Origin of the sequence: Streptomyces sp. NPDC047971 (genome assembly GCF_040653355.1) — a bacterium.
Taxonomy (GTDB): domain Bacteria; phylum Actinomycetota; class Actinomycetes; order Streptomycetales; family Streptomycetaceae; genus Streptomyces.
Map to the genome: position 1 here is coordinate 1 of NZ_JBEZNW010000022.1, position 16162 is coordinate 16162.

A 16162-nucleotide genomic window follows, 5' to 3' on the forward strand; every position below is an offset into this window, starting at 1 on the left:
GCGGCCCGGCTGCGCCCCGCCCGGGGGCGGGGGCGGGCGGCGCCCCGACGGTCGTCGGTCCGCACCCCGCCCGTCCTCAGCGGTCGTTCTGCGCGAGCCGCAGCAGGTGGTCGGCGAGGGCCTGGCCGCCCGCCGGGTCACGGGAGATCAGCAGCAGCGTGTCGTCTCCCGCGATCGTGCCGAGGATCGCGTGGAGTTCGGCCTGGTCGATGGCCGACGCGAGGAACTGGGCGGCCCCCGGCGGGGTCCGCAGGACCACCAGGTTGGCGGATGCCTCCGCCGAGATCAGCAGTTCGCCGGAGAGCCGGCGCATCCGCTCCTCCTTGGCGGACTCGCCGAGCGGCGCCTGCGGGGTGCGGAAGCCGCCCTCGCTGGGTACCGCGTAGATCAACTCGCCGCCGGTGTTGCGGATCTTCACCGCGCCGAGCTCGTCGAGGTCGCGGGAGAGCGTCGCCTGGGTGACGCTCAGCCCGTCGTCCGCGAGGAGCTTGGCCAGCTGGCTCTGCGAGCGCACCGGTTGCCGGTTGAGGATGTCGACGATCCTGCGATGGCGTGCGGTGCGGGTCTGCGGAACGGACGGCCCTCCGTGCTCGGATTCCTGCGCGTCGGTCATCGTCGTCTCATTCTCCGGTTCGTCCTTCCCCGTTCACCGCTTCGTCGAGGACACCGGGCAGCGCTGCCAGGAACGCGTCCACCTCCGCGTCGGTGATGATCAGTGCCGGCATGAGCCGTACGACATCGGGGGCGGGCGCGTTCACCAGGAGACCGGCGTCCTGAGCCGCCTGCTGCACCTGGGGCGCGAGGGACTCGGTGAGCACGATACCCAGCAGAAGGCCCTCACCACGGACATGGGAGACCAGCGGGTGGTTCAGACCCTCGATTCCGCCGCGCAGCTTCTCGCCGAGCCGCTTCACCTCGTCGAGCGTTCCACCGGTGGCGAGGGTGTCCAGCACGGCGAGGCCGGCGGCGCAGGCGACCGGGTTCCCGCCGAAGGTCGTGCCGTGGTGACCGGGCGTGAAGAGCTCGGCCGCCTCGCCGAAGGCGACGGTGGCGCCGAGCGGCAGCCCGCCGCCGAGGCCCTTGGCGAGGGTGACGATGTCGGGGTCGACCCCGTCGTGGCCCTGGTACTCGAACCAGCGGCCGGTCCTGCCGACACCCGTCTGGACCTCGTCGAGGACGAGGAGGGTGCCGGTGGCGCGGGTGATCTCGCGGGCGGCCCGGAGGTAGCCGACGGGCGGGACGACGACGCCGATCTCGCCCTGCACCGGCTCGATGATCACCAGCGCGGTGTCCTCGGTGACGGCGGCGCGCAGGGCGTCGACGTCTCCGTACGGGACGTGCGTGACGTCGCCGGGCAGCGGCTGGAACGGGGCCTGCTTGCCGGGCTGACCGGTGAGCGCGAGCGCGCCCATGGTCCGGCCGTGGAAGCCGCCCTGGGTGGCGACCATGTGCTTCCGGCCGGTCAGCCGGCCGATCTTGAAGGCGCCTTCGTTGGCCTCCGCCCCCGAGTTGCAGAAGAAGACCCGTCCGGGCCGGCCGAAGAGCTGGAGCAGCCGTTCGGCGAGGGCGACGGGCGGTTCGGCGACGAAGAGGTTGGAGACATGGCCGAGCGTGCCGATCTGCCGCGAGACGGCCTCGACGACCGCCGGGTGGGCGTGGCCGAGGGCGTTGACCGCGATGCCGCCGACGAAGTCGAGGTACTCGGTGCCGTCGGCGTCCCAGACCTTGGCGCCCTCGCCGCGGACGAGCGACAGCTTCGGCGTGCCGTAGTTGTCCATCAGCGAGCCCTGCCACCGCCGGCTCAGTTCCGCGTTGCTCATTCCCCGTCCCCCGTCGTCTCGTCGGGCACGACCATCGTGCCGATGCCCGAGTCGGTGAAGATCTCCAGCAGGATCGAGTGCTGGACGCGACCGTCGATCACCCGGGCCGTGGTGACCCCGTTCCGTACCGCGTGCAGACAGCCCTCCATCTTGGGCACCATGCCGCTGGAGAGATCGGGCAGCAGCTTCTCCAGCTGGCTCGCGGTGAGCCTGCTGATGACCTCGTCGCTGTGCGGCCAGTCCTCGTAGAGGCCCTCGACGTCGGTCAGGACCATCAGGGTCTCGGCGCCCAGCGCCGCAGCGAGAGCCGCAGCCGCCGTATCAGCATTGACGTTGTAGACATGTCCGTCGTCCTCGGAGCGGGCGATGGAGGAGATGACCGGGATCCGGCCGTCCTCCAGGAGCGCCTGGATGGCGCCGGTGTCGATGGCGGTGATCTCGCCGACGCGGCCGATGTCGACCTGTTCGCCCGCGATGACCGGCTGGTGCTTGGTGGCCGAGATGGTGTGCGCGTCCTCGCCCGTCATGCCGATGGCGAGCGGACCGTGCTGGTTGAGCAGCCCGACGAGCTCGCGCTGGACCTGGCCGGCGAGGACCATCCGTACGACGTCCATGGCGTCCTCGGTGGTGACCCGCAGACCGGCCTTGAACTCGCTGACGATGCCGTGCCGGTCGAGCGCGGCGCTGATCTGGGGTCCGCCGCCGTGCACGACGACCGGCTTGAGCCCGGCGTGGCGCAGGAAGACGACGTCCTGGGCGAAGGCCGCCTTGAGCTCGTCGTCGATCATGGCGTTGCCGCCGAACTTGATGACGACCGTCTTGCCGTGGTGGCGGGTCAGCCAGGGCAGCGCCTCGATGAGGATCTGGGCCTTGGGGAGCGCGGTGTGCTTGCGGGTGGGGTTCGTGGAGTCGCTCATGAGGAGTACGCGCTGTTCTCGTGGACGTAGTCGGCGGTGAGGTCGTTGGCCCAGATGACGGCGGACTCGGCGCCGGCGGCGAGGTCGGCGGTGATGGTGACCTCACGGAAGCGCATGTCGACGAGGTCGCGGTCCTCGCCGACGGAGCCGTTCTTGCAGACCCACACGCCGTTGATGGCGACGTTGAGCCGGTCGGGGTCGAAGGCCGCCCGTGTGGTGCCGATGGCGGAGAGCACCCGGCCCCAGTTGGGGTCCTCACCGTGGATGGCGCACTTGAGGAGGTTGTTGCGGGCGATGGAGCGGCCCACCTCGACGGCGTCGTCCTCGGTCGCGGCGTTGATCACCTCGATGCGGATGTCCTTGCTGGCGCCCTCGGCGTCGCCGATGAGCTGACGCGCGAGGTCCTGGCAGACGGCGGTGACGGCCTCGGCGAACTCCTCGTACGCCGGGGTGATGCCGGAGGCGCCGGAGGCCAGCAGGAGGACGGTGTCGTTGGTGGACATGCAGCCGTCGGAGTCGACCCGGTCGAAGGTGACCTTGGTGGACTGCCGCAGGGCCGTGTCCAGGTCCTTGGCGGCCACGTCGGCGTCGGTGGTGAGCACGACGAGCATGGTGGCGAGGCCGGGGGCGAGCATTCCGGCGCCCTTGGCCATGCCGCCGACGGTCCAGCCCTCCTTGGTGACGACGGAGGTCTTGTGGACGGTGTCGGTGGTCTTGATGGCGATGGCGGCCTTCTCGCCACCGTGCTCGGAGAGCTCGCCGACCGCCTTCTCGACGCCGGTGAGGACCTTGTCCATGGGGAGCAGCAGGCCGATGAGGCCGGTGGAGGCGACGGCGACCTCGCCGGCCCCGACCTCCAGGAGTTCGGCCACCTTCTCGGCGGTGGCGTGGGTGTCCTGGAAGCCCTGCGGGCCCGTACAGGCGTTGGCTCCGCCGGAGTTGAGGACGACGGCCGCCAGCTCGCCTGTGGTCAGCACCTGCTGGGACCACAGGACCGGCGCGGCCTTGACGCGGTTGGAGGTGAAGACGCCGGCGGCGGCGCGGCGGGGCCCGGTGTTGACCACGAGGGCCAGGTCCGGGTTGCCGTTCTCCTTGATTCCGGCGGCGATGCCCGCTGCCGTGAATCCCTTCGCTGCGGTGACGCTCACGGAGCGACTCCAATCGTGGAAAGTCCGGTGTCCTCAGGGAGCCCGAGGGCGATGTTCATGCTCTGCACCGCGCCGCCGGCGGTGCCCTTGGTGAGGTTGTCGATGGCGCTGATCGCGATGATGCGGTTCGCGGTCCCGTCGTACGTGACCTGGACCTGAACGGCGTTGGAACCCTGCACGGACGCCGTCGAGGGCCACCGGCCCTCGGGCAGCAGGTGGACGAACGGCTCGTCCGCGAACGCCTTCTCGTACGCGGCCCGTACCGCCTCGGCCGATGTCCCGGGCTTCGCCGGCGCGGAGCAGGTGGCGAGGATGCCGCGCGGCATGGGGACGAGGGTCGGCGTGAACGAGACGGTGACCCGCTCGCCGGCCAGGGGGCTGAGGTTCTGGCTCATCTCGGGCGTGTGCCGGTGGCCGCCGCCGACGCCGTACGGGGTGACGGAGCCCATGACCTCGCTGCCGAGCAGGTGCGGCTTGAGGGCCTTGCCCGCACCGGAGGTGCCGCTGGCGGCCACGATCACGGCGTCGGGCCCGGCGAGGCCGTTCGCGTACGCGGGGAAGAGCGCGAGCGAGACGGCGGTGGGGAAGCAGCCGGGCACCGCGACGCGCTTGGACCCCTCCAGCGCGGCACGGGCACCCGGCAGTTCGGGAAGGCCGTAGGGCCAGGTCCCGGCGTGCGGGGACCCGTAGAACGTCTCCCAGTCGGCGGCGTCGCGCAGCCGGAAGTCGGCGCCCATGTCGACGACGAGGACGTCGGGGCCGAGCTGCTCGGCGACGGCGGCGGACTGCCCGTGCGGCAGCGCGAGGAAGACGACGTCGTGCCCGGCCAGCTCCTCGGCGGTGGTCGGCGCGAGGACGCGGTCGGCGAGCGGGAGGAGGTGGGGCTGGAGGGCCCCGAGCTTCTGCCCGGCGTTGGAGTGGCCGGTCAGGGTGCCGATCTCCACGTCGGGGTGGGTGAGGAGCAGACGCAGGAGCTCTCCCCCCGCGTATCCGCTCGCGCCCGCCACTGCTGCTCGTACCGTCATCGAAACCCTCCTCCTGGATGGCATGACTATACGCAGATGCGCAGTTTTATGCAAAGCCGTGCGCGCGGATCCACGGAGGTGAAGAGTCCGGTTCGTGACCGCATCCGCGGGCCCATGGAGACCTCCCGGACCGCCGGTATCGCCGCACGCCGCGCGAGACCGCTTCGGGAGGAGCCCGTCCGTCCACAGCGGACGGCGCGTGGCGGACAAATGACAAAGGCAAGGAGGTTGGTCACCCACTCCTTGCCACTCTCAACGTATAGCACGAGGGGGGTCTTGCGGCAAGGCCCCCCTCGTGGCGCAGAATCGCCGGGTCAACTCCGGGATCTGCGGTTACGCGGTGTTCACGGTGTACGTCAGTTTTGTCGAACGGGGCGGTTCTCATGTGGGACGTGATCGTGGTCGGTGCCGGACCGACCGGCCTGATGCTCGCTTCCGAGCTGCGGCTGCACGGTGTGCGGGTGCTCGTGGTGGACAAGGAGGAGGAGCCGACCCGGCAGTCCCGCGCGCAGGGTCTGCATGTGCGCAGCATCGAGGTCATGGACCAGCGCGGTCTGCTGGAGCGCTTCCTCTCGCTCGGGCAGCAGGTCACGGCGGGCGGCTTCTTCGCGGGGCTCAGCAAGGCGTGGCCGGCCCAGCTGGACACCGCCCATTCGTACGTCCTCGCCATCCCCCAGCAGGTCACCGAGCGCCTGCTGGCCGAGCACGCCACCGAGGCCGGCGCCGAGATCCGGCGCGGCATCGGACTGGTCGGGCTCAGCCAGGACGACCAGGGGGTGACCGTCGAGCTGGCCGACGGGGGGACGCCCGGCCACGGGGCGGGGACGACGCTGCGCGCGCGCTTCGTCGTCGGCTGCGACGGCGGCCGCAGCACGGTGCGCAAGCTGCTCGGCGTCCCCTTCCCCGGAGAGCCCTCCAGGGTGGAGACGCTGCTCGGCGAGATGGAGCTGACCACGCCCGCGGAGGAGATGGCCGCCGTGGTGGCCGAGGTCCGCCGGACGCAGAAGCGGTTCGGCACCATGCCGCTCGGGGACGGGGTGTACCGGGTCGTGGTGCCCGCCGAGGGGGTGGCCGAGGACCGGGCGACCCCGCCGACCCTGGACGAGTTCAAGGAGCGGCTGATCGCCTTCGCCGGTACCGACTTCGGCGCGCACTCCCCGCGCTGGCTCTCCCGCTTCGGCGACGCCACGCGGCAGGCCGAGCGCTACCGCGTCGGGCGGGTCCTCCTCGCCGGCGACGCGGCCCACATCCATCCGCCGACCGGCGGGCAGGGACTCAACCTGGGCATCCAGGACGCGTTCAATCTCGGCTGGAAGCTGGCCGCCGAGGTCGACGGCTGGGCTCCGAAGGGGCTCCTCGACAGCTACCACGCCGAGCGCCACCCGGTGGCCGCCGACGTCCTGGACAACACCCGTGCGCAGATCCAGCTGATGTCGACCGAGCCGGGCGCCCAGGCGGTACGCCGCCTCCTGGCGGAGCTGGTGGAGATCGAGGAGGTGGACCGCTACCTGATCGAGAAGATCACCGCGATCACGGTCCGCTACGACTTCGGTGAGGGCCACGAGCTGCTCGGTCGGCGGATGCGGGATCTGGGGCTGAAGCACGGCCGCCTCTACGAGCGGATGCGCAGCGGCCGCGGTCTGCTGCTCGACCGGACCGGCGACCTCTCGGTGGCGGGCTGGGAGGACCGGGTGGACCACGTCGTCGACGCCACCGAGGAGCTCGACGTTCCCGCGGTGCTGCTGCGGCCTGACGGCCATGTGGCATGGGTCGGTGCGGACCAGCGGGAACTGCTCGGGAAGCTGCCCGAGTGGTTCGGCTCCGCGGCCGGCTGAGCCGCGGATGTGGCCCTTCGGCGTCCCGCTCGGGGCTCCCCCGCCGCGTCGGCCCGCGCGGCGGGAGGACCTCCCTCCGTGTCGTCCTCGCGCGCGGCCGGAGGACCTCCCTCCGTGTCGGCCCGCGCGGCGGGAGGACGGCGCGGAAGGCGCCCCCGGCACGGCGGACCACGAAGCCGTCGGTGACCCGCCGGGCGAGGGCGCCGGGCGCGACACGAACCTCACGGAACACGGGGACCCGGCGGTCGGGCGCAGGGCCTGAGGGTCCGGCGGGGTGCGAGGGCCCGGGTCCCGCCGGCCGTATGCCGGGCCGCCGTCACACCCCGCCCCTCGCGCACGTCATCGCACCGACGGAAGCGACGAGGAGTGATGACCGCCATGGACGACCACGAGTTCCTCGCCGGCCGGTTCGACGCCCACCGGGACCGGCTGCGGGCCGTCGCGCTCCGCCTGCTCGGATCGCACGGCGAGGCGGAGGAGGCGTTGTACGAGGCGCGGGCCCGGCTCGGCGAGGTCGATCGCTGGCTGGCGGTCGCCGTCGGGCGGGTGTGCGTCGGCAGGCTCACGCAGCGGGGGACGCGGGCGTACGGGCGGGGTGGGGCGGTCCCTCGGCCGGAGCGGCCGGAGACGCAGGCGCCCGCGCAGGACGGTGTCGACTCCGTGTGGCTCGCGCTGCTGGTCGTCCTGGACTCCCTGGCGGCGGACGAGCGGCTGGCGTTCGCCCTGCACGACCTGTTCGGCCTGCCGCTCGCGGAGGTCGCGCGGATCACCGGCCGTACGGCCGAGGAGGCGGGGCTCCTCGCCCGCCGCGCCCGGCTCCGGGTGCGGGGTTCCGACGGGCAGGAGCCGGACCCCGTTCCGCCGCCTCGGCGCACGGTCGTCGAGGTGTTCCTCGCGGCCGCCCGCGCGCGGGACGCGCGCGCGCTCGCCGCCGTCCTGGACCCCGATGTCGTGGCGTACTCCGGGAAGGGCGCGGTCCACGGCGCGCCCGCGGTCGCCGAGGGGGCCGCCGCGTTCGCCGCGCTCGCCCCGGTGGCGAGACCGGCGCTGGTGGACGGGGCTCCGGGAGTCGCGGCGTTCAGGGAGGGACGCGTGGTCGCCGCGGTGGCGTTCACGATCCGCGGCGAGCGGATCACGGTCCTCGACCTCACGACGGACGAGGAGCGGTTGCGGGGGCTCGACCTGGTCTTCCCGGAGTGCTGAGCGTCCGGCTCCGTCGGCCCGGACGAAATTCCGATGCGGGTCCCCCGCACCCTCCGTTAGCCTCGACGGCATGTCTACGCCCCGAATCTCCTAGCTCAAGGACCCGCTTCCACGCCACCCGTGTGTCCTTCTGCTGTTTCGGAGCGTTACCCCATGATCACCGTTCGCGGTGCCGACGTGCGCGTCGGCGCCCGTCTGCTGCTGTCCGACCTCTCCTTCCACATCGCCCCCGGCGACCGGATCGGCCTCGTCGGCCGTAACGGCGCCGGGAAGACCACCCTTCTCGACACCCTGGCAGGGCTGCGCCACCCCGCCGCCGGAAGCGTCACCCACACCGGCGGGATCGCTCATCTCCCGCAGGACTCCCGCGCCGCCGATCCGTCCGTCACCGTCTCGGACCGGATCCTGTCCGCGCGCGGACTCGACCGGTCGGCGCACGCCCTGCAGTCGGCGGCGGTCGCGCTCGGCGAAGCCGGCGCGGGCGCCGACGCCGCGCGCGCCATGGCCGTGTACGCCCGTGCGGAGGCGGAGTTCGAGGCCCGCGGCGGATACGCGGCCGAGGCCGAGGCGGCCCGGGTCGCCGCCGGCCTCGGACTGCCCACCGAGGTGATGGGGCGGGCCGTCGGCACGCTCTCCGGTGGGCAGAAGCGGCGGGTCGAGCTGGCGAGGATCCTGTTCGCGGGCCACGGGCGCGAGGGCACCCTGCTGCTCGACGAGCCGACCAACCACCTCGACGCCGACTCGATCGGCTGGCTGCGCGGCTTCCTCGCCGCGCACCAGGGCGGTCTGGTGCTGATCAGCCATGACGTCGCCCTGCTGGCCGACACGGTCAACCGGGTCTTCCACCTCGATCCGCAGCGCGCCGCGATCGACATCCACAACACCGGCTGGGCCGCGTACCTCGCCCAGCGGGACGCCGACGAGCGCCGCAGGACCCGCGAGCGGGCCAACGCCGAACGGAAGGCGGCCGCCCTGCACGCGCAGGCGGAGCGGATGAAGTCCCGGGTCGCGACCGCCACGACGGCCAGGAGCATGGCCCGCCGCGCGGACCGGCTGCTGTCGGGCCTCGAACCGGCGCGGCGGGCCGACCACGTGGCCCGCATCCGACTCCCGGAACCCGCGCCGTGCGGCCGGATGCCGCTGGGCGCGGTCTCCCTCACCAAGGGGTACGGAAGCGGCCGCCCGGTGCTGGAGGGCGTCGACCTCGCCGTGGACCGGGGCAGCCGGCTCGTGGTGCTGGGCCTGAACGGCGCGGGCAAGACGACGCTGCTGCGGCTGCTGGCCGGGCGGGAGCGGCCCGACGCGGGGCGGGTGGTGCGCGGTGCCGGGCTGCGGGTCGGGTACTTCGCCCAGGAGCACGAGACCCTCGACCGGGACCGCACGGTCCGGGAGAACCTCGCCGCCGCGGCTCCGCGGCTGACGGACGCCGAGGTACGGGGGGTGCTGGGGGCGTTCCTGTTCCGGGGCGACGACGTCGAGAAGCCGGCCGGGGTCCTGTCGGGCGGCGAGAAGACCCGTCTCGCGCTGGCCGGTCTCGTCCACTCCGGAGCGAACGTCCTGCTCCTGGACGAGCCCACGAACAACCTGGACCCGGCCTCGCGCGACGAGGTCCTGGCCGCCGTGGGCACGTACCCGGGCGCGATCGTGATGGTCACGCACGACGAGGGGGCGATCGACGCGCTGCGTCCGGAACGGGTACTGCTGCTGCCCGGCGCGGACGAGGACCTCTGGAACGAGGAGTACCGGGAGCTGGTGTCCCTGGCGTAGTCGCGGTTCCGGTGCCGGGTTCCGCACCCCGGGCCCGGCACCGGACTCCGCCCCGGCGATGTGCCGTTGTTAGCTATTTAGCTCATGTGCTAAACATTGCCGGTGACCGAAGACAGCAGGACGGACGACGCGAGCGTCTTCCGCGCGCTCGCCGATCCGACGCGGCGCCAGATCCTCGAGGACCTGCGGGGCGGCGAGCTCGCCGCCGGGGAGATCGCGGGCCGGTTCTCGATCAGCGCACCCTCCATCTCCCGGCATCTGGGCGTGCTCAAGGGCGCCGGGCTCGTCACGGAGCGCCGGGACGGCAACCGGATCCTGTACTCGCTCGTGGAGGAACGGCTCGCCGCGAGTGTCGGGCGGTTCCTGAGCGCCGTCTGCCCCGAGCAGATCGTGCTGCGCCGCACCAAGTGGCGTGAGAAGGGAACCACGTCATGAGACCGCCCCGGCTCGCGAGCGTCGTCGAGCGACGGCTGCTCGTCAACTACCGCGTCGCGCCCGAGGTGGCGGCCCGGCACCTCCCCGACGGGCTGCGCCCGCAGCTGGTCCGGGGACACGCCGTCGCCGGCATCTGCCTCCTGCGGCTCGGCTCCGTGCGCCCCTCCTGGGCCCCGGCGGCGGTGGGCCTGCGCAGCGAGAACGCGGCGCACCGGTTCGCCGTCGAGTGGGACGGCCCGGACGGCACCGAGACCGGGGTGTACATCCCGCGCCGTGACACCGCCTCCCGCATCAACCGATGGGCCGGCGGCCGGGTCTTCCCCGGGGAGCACGGCCACGCGGACTTCGAGGTGCGCGAGAGCGAGGACACCCTGCGGGTGGCGTTCGCGACCCGCGACGGGGACACCCGCGTGGACGTCACCGCCGAGATCACCGCACGACTGGAGGGCAGCGGGCTGTTCGCCGACCTGGAGGAGGCGTCGGCGTTCTTCCGCGGCGGCAGCAAGGGCTACTCGGCCACCAGCGCCGGACCGCACCTCGACGGGATGCGGCTGGACACGGACGCCTGGCGCATCGAGCCCGGGCGGATCACCTCCGCCCGGTCCAGCTACTTCGAGGACCCGGCCCGCTTCCCGCGAGGCAGCACCGAGCTGGACTCGGTGCTCGTCATGCGTGACGTTCCGGTGCGCTGGCAGCCGCTCCCCCCGCTGCGGTCCGGGACGGCCGCCCTCCTGCCCGCTTGACGGCCCGGAGCACCACGAACTTCGGGTCGCTCGCGATCAGTTCGCACGAGCCGAAGAGACGGCGCAGCGTCACGTGGTAGCCGAGGTGGCGGTTGCCGACCACCCACAGCTCCCCGCCCGGACGCAGGGCGCGCCGCGCGTCGGCGAACATCCGGCGTGCGGTGCGGTCGGTGGTGGCCTGGTGGCTGTGGAACGGCGGATTGTTCAGCACGACGTCGACCGAGCCGGGCGCGAGGTCCGCCAGCCCGTCCCCGACCACGAACTGGGCCGTGCGGCCGGGCTCGGCGTGGGTGCGGAAGTTCTCCTCGGCGGAGGCGACGGCCTGGTACGACTCGTCGGCGAAGACCAGCTCCGCCTCGGGGTCGGTGAGCGCGACGGCCAGCCCGACGACCCCGTTTCCGCACCCCAGGTCGGCGACCCTGGCGCGGCCGAGACCCTTCGGCAGGTGCTGGAGGAAGAACCGGGTGCCGATGTCGAGCCGGTCGGCGCAGAAGACCCCCGCCTGGTTGGTGACGGCCCGGCCGGCGACGATCGCGGCGTCGGCGGGGAGTTCGTACCGGTACGGCCAGGGGTTGGCCGCCCGCTTCAGCCCCGGGTCCGGGGTGCAGAAGATCAGCCGGGCCTTCTTCGCGGCGAGCGAGGTACGGGTGGGACCGAGGATCTTCTCGAAGAGCCGGAGCGTGGAGGTGTGGATGTCCTTGACCATGCCGGTCCCGACGATCACGGTCCCCTCGTGCAGGGCGGGCGCGAGCCGGTGCAGCTGGTCCTCCAGGAGCGCGAGGCTCTTGGGGACGCGTACCAGCAGGACGTCGACGCGCTCGGGCGGCGGGTCCTGGGTGGTGAGCAGCGCCACCGCTCCCGGTGGATTCCCCGAGCGGGCCAGGTTCTCCTCGGTGGCCCTGCGGCCGAGGTAGGAGTCGGAGATCTGGGTGAGTGCGCCGGGGCGGCGTGCGGCGAGGGCGGTGGTCAGCGCGCCCCAGCGGTCGCCGACGACGGCGACCTCGCCGGACAGATCGGTGTCCGTCTCGGCCAGGTGCCGCAGCAGGTACTCGTCGGACGCGTCCCACGCTCGCAGGGAGTCGCGCGGGTCCTCGGGGAAGCGGGTGAGCGGAAACTCGCCCCATGACGTGGTCAAACGGTTCATCGTGGTCTCAGGCTAGCCGCTCGGCCGCCTCGGTGACGCTGCCCCACAGGGCGCCGAGGAGGAGCTCCGGCGTCGCGGCGTCGGGGAAGCGGTCGTCGGTGGCGATCGCGGTCGTCACGGGGTCGATCCCGGCCATCCCGCGCACGGTGTCCGCACCCGTCCCGGCCGCCTCGACGACGCTGCGCAGGAACAGGACGGTGGCCGCCGTCCGCCACACCGGCTCGGCGGTGAGCCGGGCGCGGGCCGAGGCGGAGGGCCGTCCGGTGGCGGTGGCCCAGGGGTCCGCGGCAAGGAAGCGCACGGTGCCGACCCCGGTGAACTCGGCGGCCGCCGCGCACATGGAGCAGGGCTCCTGGGTGGACCACAGCGTGTGGGCGGAGAGGTCCCATTCCGTACGGGCCCGGGCGAGGGCGTTCATCTCCGCGTGCGCGAGCGGCGTGCCCCGCAGGAGCTCCGCGCCCTCCGCCTCGGGGTCGTACGCGCGGTTGCGGCCCTCGGCGACGATCGTGCCGTCGGCGTCGGTGAGGACCGAGCCCACGGCGAGACCCCCGGCGCGCAGCGCGCGGTGCGCGAGTTCGAGGGAGCGCCGGGGCGCGGGAGCCAGGGCTCTCCATGCGGCGGTGAAGGCGTCCTGAGCGGCGGTGCGGGCGTCCTGGCCGGCGGTGCCAGCGTCCTGAGCGGCGGTGCGGGCATCCTGGCCGGCGGTGCGGACGGGCGGGGCGGCGGTGCCAGCGTCCTGACCGGTGGTGCGGGCGTCCTGGTCGGTGGTGCGGGCGGGCGGGGCGGTCTCGGTCATGCCCGGATCGTAGGCACCGGCCGCTACTGTCCGACGGCCGCCTGCAGGTGGAGGTGCCACAGTCCCGGGCGGCCGGTGAGGGTGACCGTGGACAACGGGCGGACGTCGACGTTCCAGAACGTGGCGGGCGGCGCCTTGAGCGCGTACACCAGCGCCGCCCGTACGACGGCGGGTTCGGCGACGGCGACGATGGAGCCGTCGTCTGCGGGCCGGGTGTCGAGCCATCCCCCTATGCGCGAGATGAAGGCGAGGAGGGTCTCGCCGCCGTGCGGGGCGGTCCGCGGGTCGGCCAGCCAGGCGTCCACGGCGGCCGGTTCGAGGGCGGCCACCTCGGCGAGGGTGAGTCCGCGCCAACGGCCCATGTCGCAGTCGCGCAGCGCGGGCTGGGCCAGCGGGGCGTAGCCGAGAGCGGTGCCGGTGGCGCGGCTGCGGGGCGTCGGGGAGCAGTAGCGCAGCTCGGCCGCGCCGAGCGGGACCAGTGTGTGCGCGGCGAGCTGCACCTCGTACCAGCCCGCCTCGTCGAGCGGGCGGTCGTCGTCGAAGCGCTCGGCGAGCAGCGAGGAGCTGCGTGCCGCGGCGACGAGCGTGACCCGAAGACCCATGGCCGCGATCGTGAGGCCGGAAGCCCGGCAGGTCAAGAGGGCATATGCCGGGACTCCCGCCGACGCCGCGGGCGGGCCGGTCGGACAGGGTGCCCGTCCGCCGCCCGGAGGTCCGGGTCGTATACGGTGCGCGCCGTCCACGGCGGGGGACGGTACGGCGGGCCGACCGGGGCCGCGCACGGCCGCTCACCGCCGTCCACGGCCAGGACGGTACGGGCGCGGACCGTACGGGCGCGGACCGTACGGCGCGGACCGTACGGCGGATGCCCCGGGGCGGCCGCCGTGGAGGGCGGCGGCCCGGTCGTACGCCTCAGGGCCTGAGCTCGTCGACTGCCGTCCGCAGTCGGCGCACGCCCTCGGCGATCTCGGTGGGACCGGCCACGCCGGCGAAGCTCAGGCGGATGTGTCCCCCGGGGGGTTCGGCGCAGAAGTAGGGGCGGCCGGGGGCGACGGCGACGCCCGCGCGGAGGGCGCCGGCCACGAGGGCCGTCTCGGGGAGGGTGTCGGGGAGCCGGAGCCAGAGCTGATAGCCCCCGCAGGGGATGTGAGGCAGTGCCAGTTCGGGGAGGTGGAGGGCGAGGGCCGCGGCCATGGTGTCGCGACGGTTCCTCAACTCCTGGGACACGGACCGCAGATGACGGCTCCAGGCGGGCGAGCCGACGAGTTCGAGGGCGGCCTCCTGCAGCGGGCGGGCGACGAAGAAGCTGTCGACGACCTGGATCGCCCGCAGCCGTTCCAGCACGGGGCCCCGCGCGGCGAGGGCGCCGACGCGCAGGCTGGGCGAGGTCGGTTTGGTGAGGGAACAGACGTGGACCACGACGCCGTCGGGGTCCTCGGCGGCGAGCGGTGCGGGCAGCGGGCCGGCGTCCTCGTGGACCAGTCGGCGGGCGAAGTCGTCCTCGATGACGAAGGCGCCGGCCGCGCGGGCGATGCGGACGACCTCGCTCCGCCGCTCGGTGGCGAGGACGGCGCCGGTCGGGTTCTGGAAGAGCGGCTGGCTGACGAAGACCCGGGCACCGGTGGCCCGGAAGGCGGCTTCCAGCAGCTCGGGGCGGACGCCGTCGGCGTCGGCCGGGACCGGGACCGGACGCAGGCCCGCGGCGCGGGCCACGGCGAGCATGCCGGGGTAGGTCGGCGACTCGACCAGGACGTGCGTGCCGGGCGGGGCGAGGGCCCTGAGGGCGGTGGTGATGGCCGACTGGCCGCCCGCCGTGATGAGCACGTCGGCGGCGGTCACGGAGCCGCCGATCTCGCGCGCGAACCACTCGCGCAGCTCGGGCAGGCCGTCGGTGGGCGGCCTGCCCCAGGCGCCGGGGCGGCGCCCCGCGCGGGCCAGCGCCGCGGCCATGGCGCGTTCGGGCTGGAGCGAGGGGTGGAGATAGCCGCCGTTGAACTCGACGACGCCCGGGGGCGGCGCCGACAGCGTCACCAGCACGCCGGACGCGTCGACGGCCCGGGGCACCAGCTCGGTGGCGGTGTCGGCGCTGAGCGCCACCTCCTGCCAGGAGGTGTCCCCCACGGCGGGGGTCCGCGTGCGGGGCTCGGCCCGAAAGGCCCCGGCTCCCGGCCGGGTGACGACCAGGCCCTCGGCGGCCAACTGGGCGAGGGCCCGGGTGACCGTCACCGGCGAGACGCGGTAGCGCTCGACGAGGGCACGACTCGACGGGAGCTTTCCTCCGGGTGAGTAGCGGTTGAGCTCCGCCCTCAGAGAGTTGGCCAGTTCACCGACACTGCTACGCTCGTGCATGACAGCACAGAATAGCGCTACTCCCACCACGGCGATAGCGGTCGGCAGCACCACCGCCTCCCCGCGGACCCGTGGCACGGTCCTCGCCGCGCTGGGCGTGGTCTCGTTCTCGCTCACCTTCCCCTCCACCGCCTGGGGCCTGGAGAGCTTCGGCCCGTGGTCCCTGGTGGCCCTGCGCTCGACGCTCGCCGCGCTCATCGCGGGCGTGTTCCTGCTCGCGACGGGGGTCCGGCCGCCCGAGCGCCGTCACTGGGCGGGGCTCGCCGTCGTCGCCGGCGGTGTCGTGGTGGGGTTCCCGCTGCTGACCACCCTCGCCCTGCAGACCTCCACGACCTCGCATGCCGCCGTGGTCGTCGGCCTGCTGCCCCTGACCACGGCGGCCTTCGCCGCGTTCCGCACGGGCCGCCGGCCGTCGCGCACGTTCTGGATCGCGGCCCTCGCCGGCGCGGCGGTGGTCATCGCCTTCACCGTCCAGCAGAGCGGCGGCGCCCTGTCCACCGGCGATCTCTACCTGTTCGGCGCGCTCCTGGTCTGCGCGGCCGGCTACACCGAGGGCGGCAGGCTCGCCCGGATCATGCCGGGCTGGCAGGTCATCGGTTGGGCTCTGATCCTCTGCCTGCCGCTCATGGTCGTGGGCTCGGCGGTCGCGCTCTCCGTGGAGCCCGTCCGGATGAGCGCCCACGGCCTCATCGGGCTGGTGTGGGTCGCGGCGGGCTCCACGCTCTTCGGCATGTACGTCTGGTACGGGGGGATGGCGGCGATCGGCATCCCCAAGGCGAGTCAGCTCCAGCTCGCCCAGCCCCTGCTGACGCTGGTCTGGTCGGTCTCGCTGCTGGGCGAGACCCTTCCCCTGGCCGCCCCGCTCGCCGCCGTCGCGGTCCTGGTCTGCATCGCGGTGACCCAGCGCGCGAAGGACTGACGCGCGCCCGGGGGTGATGCGGGTCACAATGGCGGACGTAGACTCCGAAGTAGGGCAGGCA

General features: G+C 73.6%; 15 protein-coding genes. 6 read left to right on the top strand and 9 right to left on the bottom strand.

From position 1 onward, the window contains the following. Positions 1 to 76 precede the first annotated feature (76 nt). From AB0D99_RS21095 to argC, 5 genes are read right to left on the bottom strand one after another with little or no spacing between them, the layout of a single operon-like run. Positions 77 to 613 carry an arginine repressor gene (locus AB0D99_RS21095; RefSeq protein ID WP_361847393.1) on the bottom strand — a complete coding sequence of 179 codons (537 nt, stop codon included), beginning with the start codon at positions 611 to 613 and terminating at the stop codon, positions 77 to 79. 7 nt (positions 614 to 620) lie between these two features. Further along, the gene (locus tag AB0D99_RS21100; RefSeq protein WP_362364079.1) at positions 621 to 1820 is read right to left on the bottom strand and encodes an acetylornithine transaminase; all 1200 of its coding nucleotides are present in this window, start codon (positions 1818 to 1820) and stop codon (positions 621 to 623) included. Beyond that, positions 1817 to 2737, bottom strand: a complete 921-nt coding sequence (argB, locus tag AB0D99_RS21105) for an acetylglutamate kinase (protein WP_362364082.1) — start codon at positions 2735 to 2737, stop codon at positions 1817 to 1819. The genes AB0D99_RS21100 and argB overlap by 4 nt, the downstream gene beginning before the upstream one ends. Then, a complete protein-coding gene (gene argJ, locus AB0D99_RS21110) occupies positions 2734 to 3885 on the bottom strand; it encodes a bifunctional glutamate N-acetyltransferase/amino-acid acetyltransferase ArgJ (RefSeq protein WP_362364085.1) in 1152 nt (383 codons plus the stop codon). The genes argB and argJ overlap by 4 nt, the downstream gene beginning before the upstream one ends. After that, positions 3882 to 4910, bottom strand: coding sequence for an N-acetyl-gamma-glutamyl-phosphate reductase (gene argC / locus AB0D99_RS21115; RefSeq protein ID WP_362364088.1), 1029 nt, complete (start codon positions 4908 to 4910; stop codon positions 3882 to 3884). Before argC ends, argJ begins: the two co-directional genes overlap by 4 nt. Positions 4911 to 5293: 383 nt before the next feature. On the opposite strand from argC, the gene rox reads away from it, so the two are divergent. The 5 genes from rox to AB0D99_RS21140 all read left to right on the top strand — a co-directional run bounded on the left by rox (position 5294) and on the right by AB0D99_RS21140 (position 10893). Further along, on the top strand, positions 5294 to 6745 hold the full coding sequence (rox, locus tag AB0D99_RS21120; protein WP_362364091.1) for a rifampin monooxygenase: 1452 nt from the start codon (positions 5294 to 5296) through the stop codon (positions 6743 to 6745). A gap of 369 nt (positions 6746 to 7114) precedes the next feature. Next, positions 7115 to 7948: a sigma factor-like helix-turn-helix DNA-binding protein gene (locus AB0D99_RS21125; protein ID WP_362364094.1), complete on the top strand. Its 834-nt coding sequence runs from the start codon at positions 7115 to 7117 to the stop codon at positions 7946 to 7948. 153 nt (positions 7949 to 8101) lie between these two features. Continuing rightward, complete coding sequence (locus AB0D99_RS21130; RefSeq protein WP_362364097.1) at positions 8102 to 9715, top strand: ABC-F family ATP-binding cassette domain-containing protein; 1614 nt, start codon at positions 8102 to 8104, stop codon at positions 9713 to 9715. A 102-nt stretch (positions 9716 to 9817) separates the two neighbouring features. After that, positions 9818 to 10150: a metalloregulator ArsR/SmtB family transcription factor gene (locus tag AB0D99_RS21135; RefSeq protein ID WP_362364100.1), complete on the top strand. Its 333-nt coding sequence runs from the start codon at positions 9818 to 9820 to the stop codon at positions 10148 to 10150. After that, entirely contained in the window at positions 10147 to 10893 is a 747-nt protein-coding gene (locus tag AB0D99_RS21140; RefSeq protein WP_362364103.1) for a DUF2071 domain-containing protein, read from the top strand. The genes AB0D99_RS21135 and AB0D99_RS21140 overlap by 4 nt, the downstream gene beginning before the upstream one ends. Here the strand turns inward: AB0D99_RS21140 and AB0D99_RS21145 are convergent. From AB0D99_RS21145 to AB0D99_RS21160, 4 genes are all read right to left on the bottom strand, one after another. Beyond that, positions 10817 to 12037, bottom strand: coding sequence for a methyltransferase (locus tag AB0D99_RS21145; protein ID WP_362364106.1), 1221 nt, complete (start codon positions 12035 to 12037; stop codon positions 10817 to 10819). The genes AB0D99_RS21140 and AB0D99_RS21145 overlap by 77 nt on opposite strands. 7 nt (positions 12038 to 12044) lie before the next feature. Next, positions 12045 to 12833, bottom strand: coding sequence for a nucleoside deaminase (locus AB0D99_RS21150; RefSeq protein ID WP_362364109.1), 789 nt, complete (start codon positions 12831 to 12833; stop codon positions 12045 to 12047). Between the two features lie 23 nt (positions 12834 to 12856). Further along, entirely contained in the window at positions 12857 to 13435 is a 579-nt protein-coding gene (locus tag AB0D99_RS21155) for a histidine phosphatase family protein (RefSeq protein ID WP_362364112.1), read from the bottom strand. 310 nt (positions 13436 to 13745) lie between these two features. Next, a complete protein-coding gene (locus AB0D99_RS21160) occupies positions 13746 to 15182 on the bottom strand; it encodes a PLP-dependent aminotransferase family protein (RefSeq protein WP_362364115.1) in 1437 nt (478 codons plus the stop codon). Between AB0D99_RS21160 and AB0D99_RS21165 the strand changes: the two genes are divergently transcribed. Next, the gene (locus AB0D99_RS21165; protein ID WP_362364117.1) at positions 15181 to 16101 is read left to right on the top strand and encodes a DMT family transporter; all 921 of its coding nucleotides are present in this window, start codon (positions 15181 to 15183) and stop codon (positions 16099 to 16101) included. The two genes, AB0D99_RS21160 and AB0D99_RS21165, sit on opposite strands and share 2 nt — an antisense overlap. The last annotated feature ends 61 nt before the right edge of the window (positions 16102 to 16162 follow it).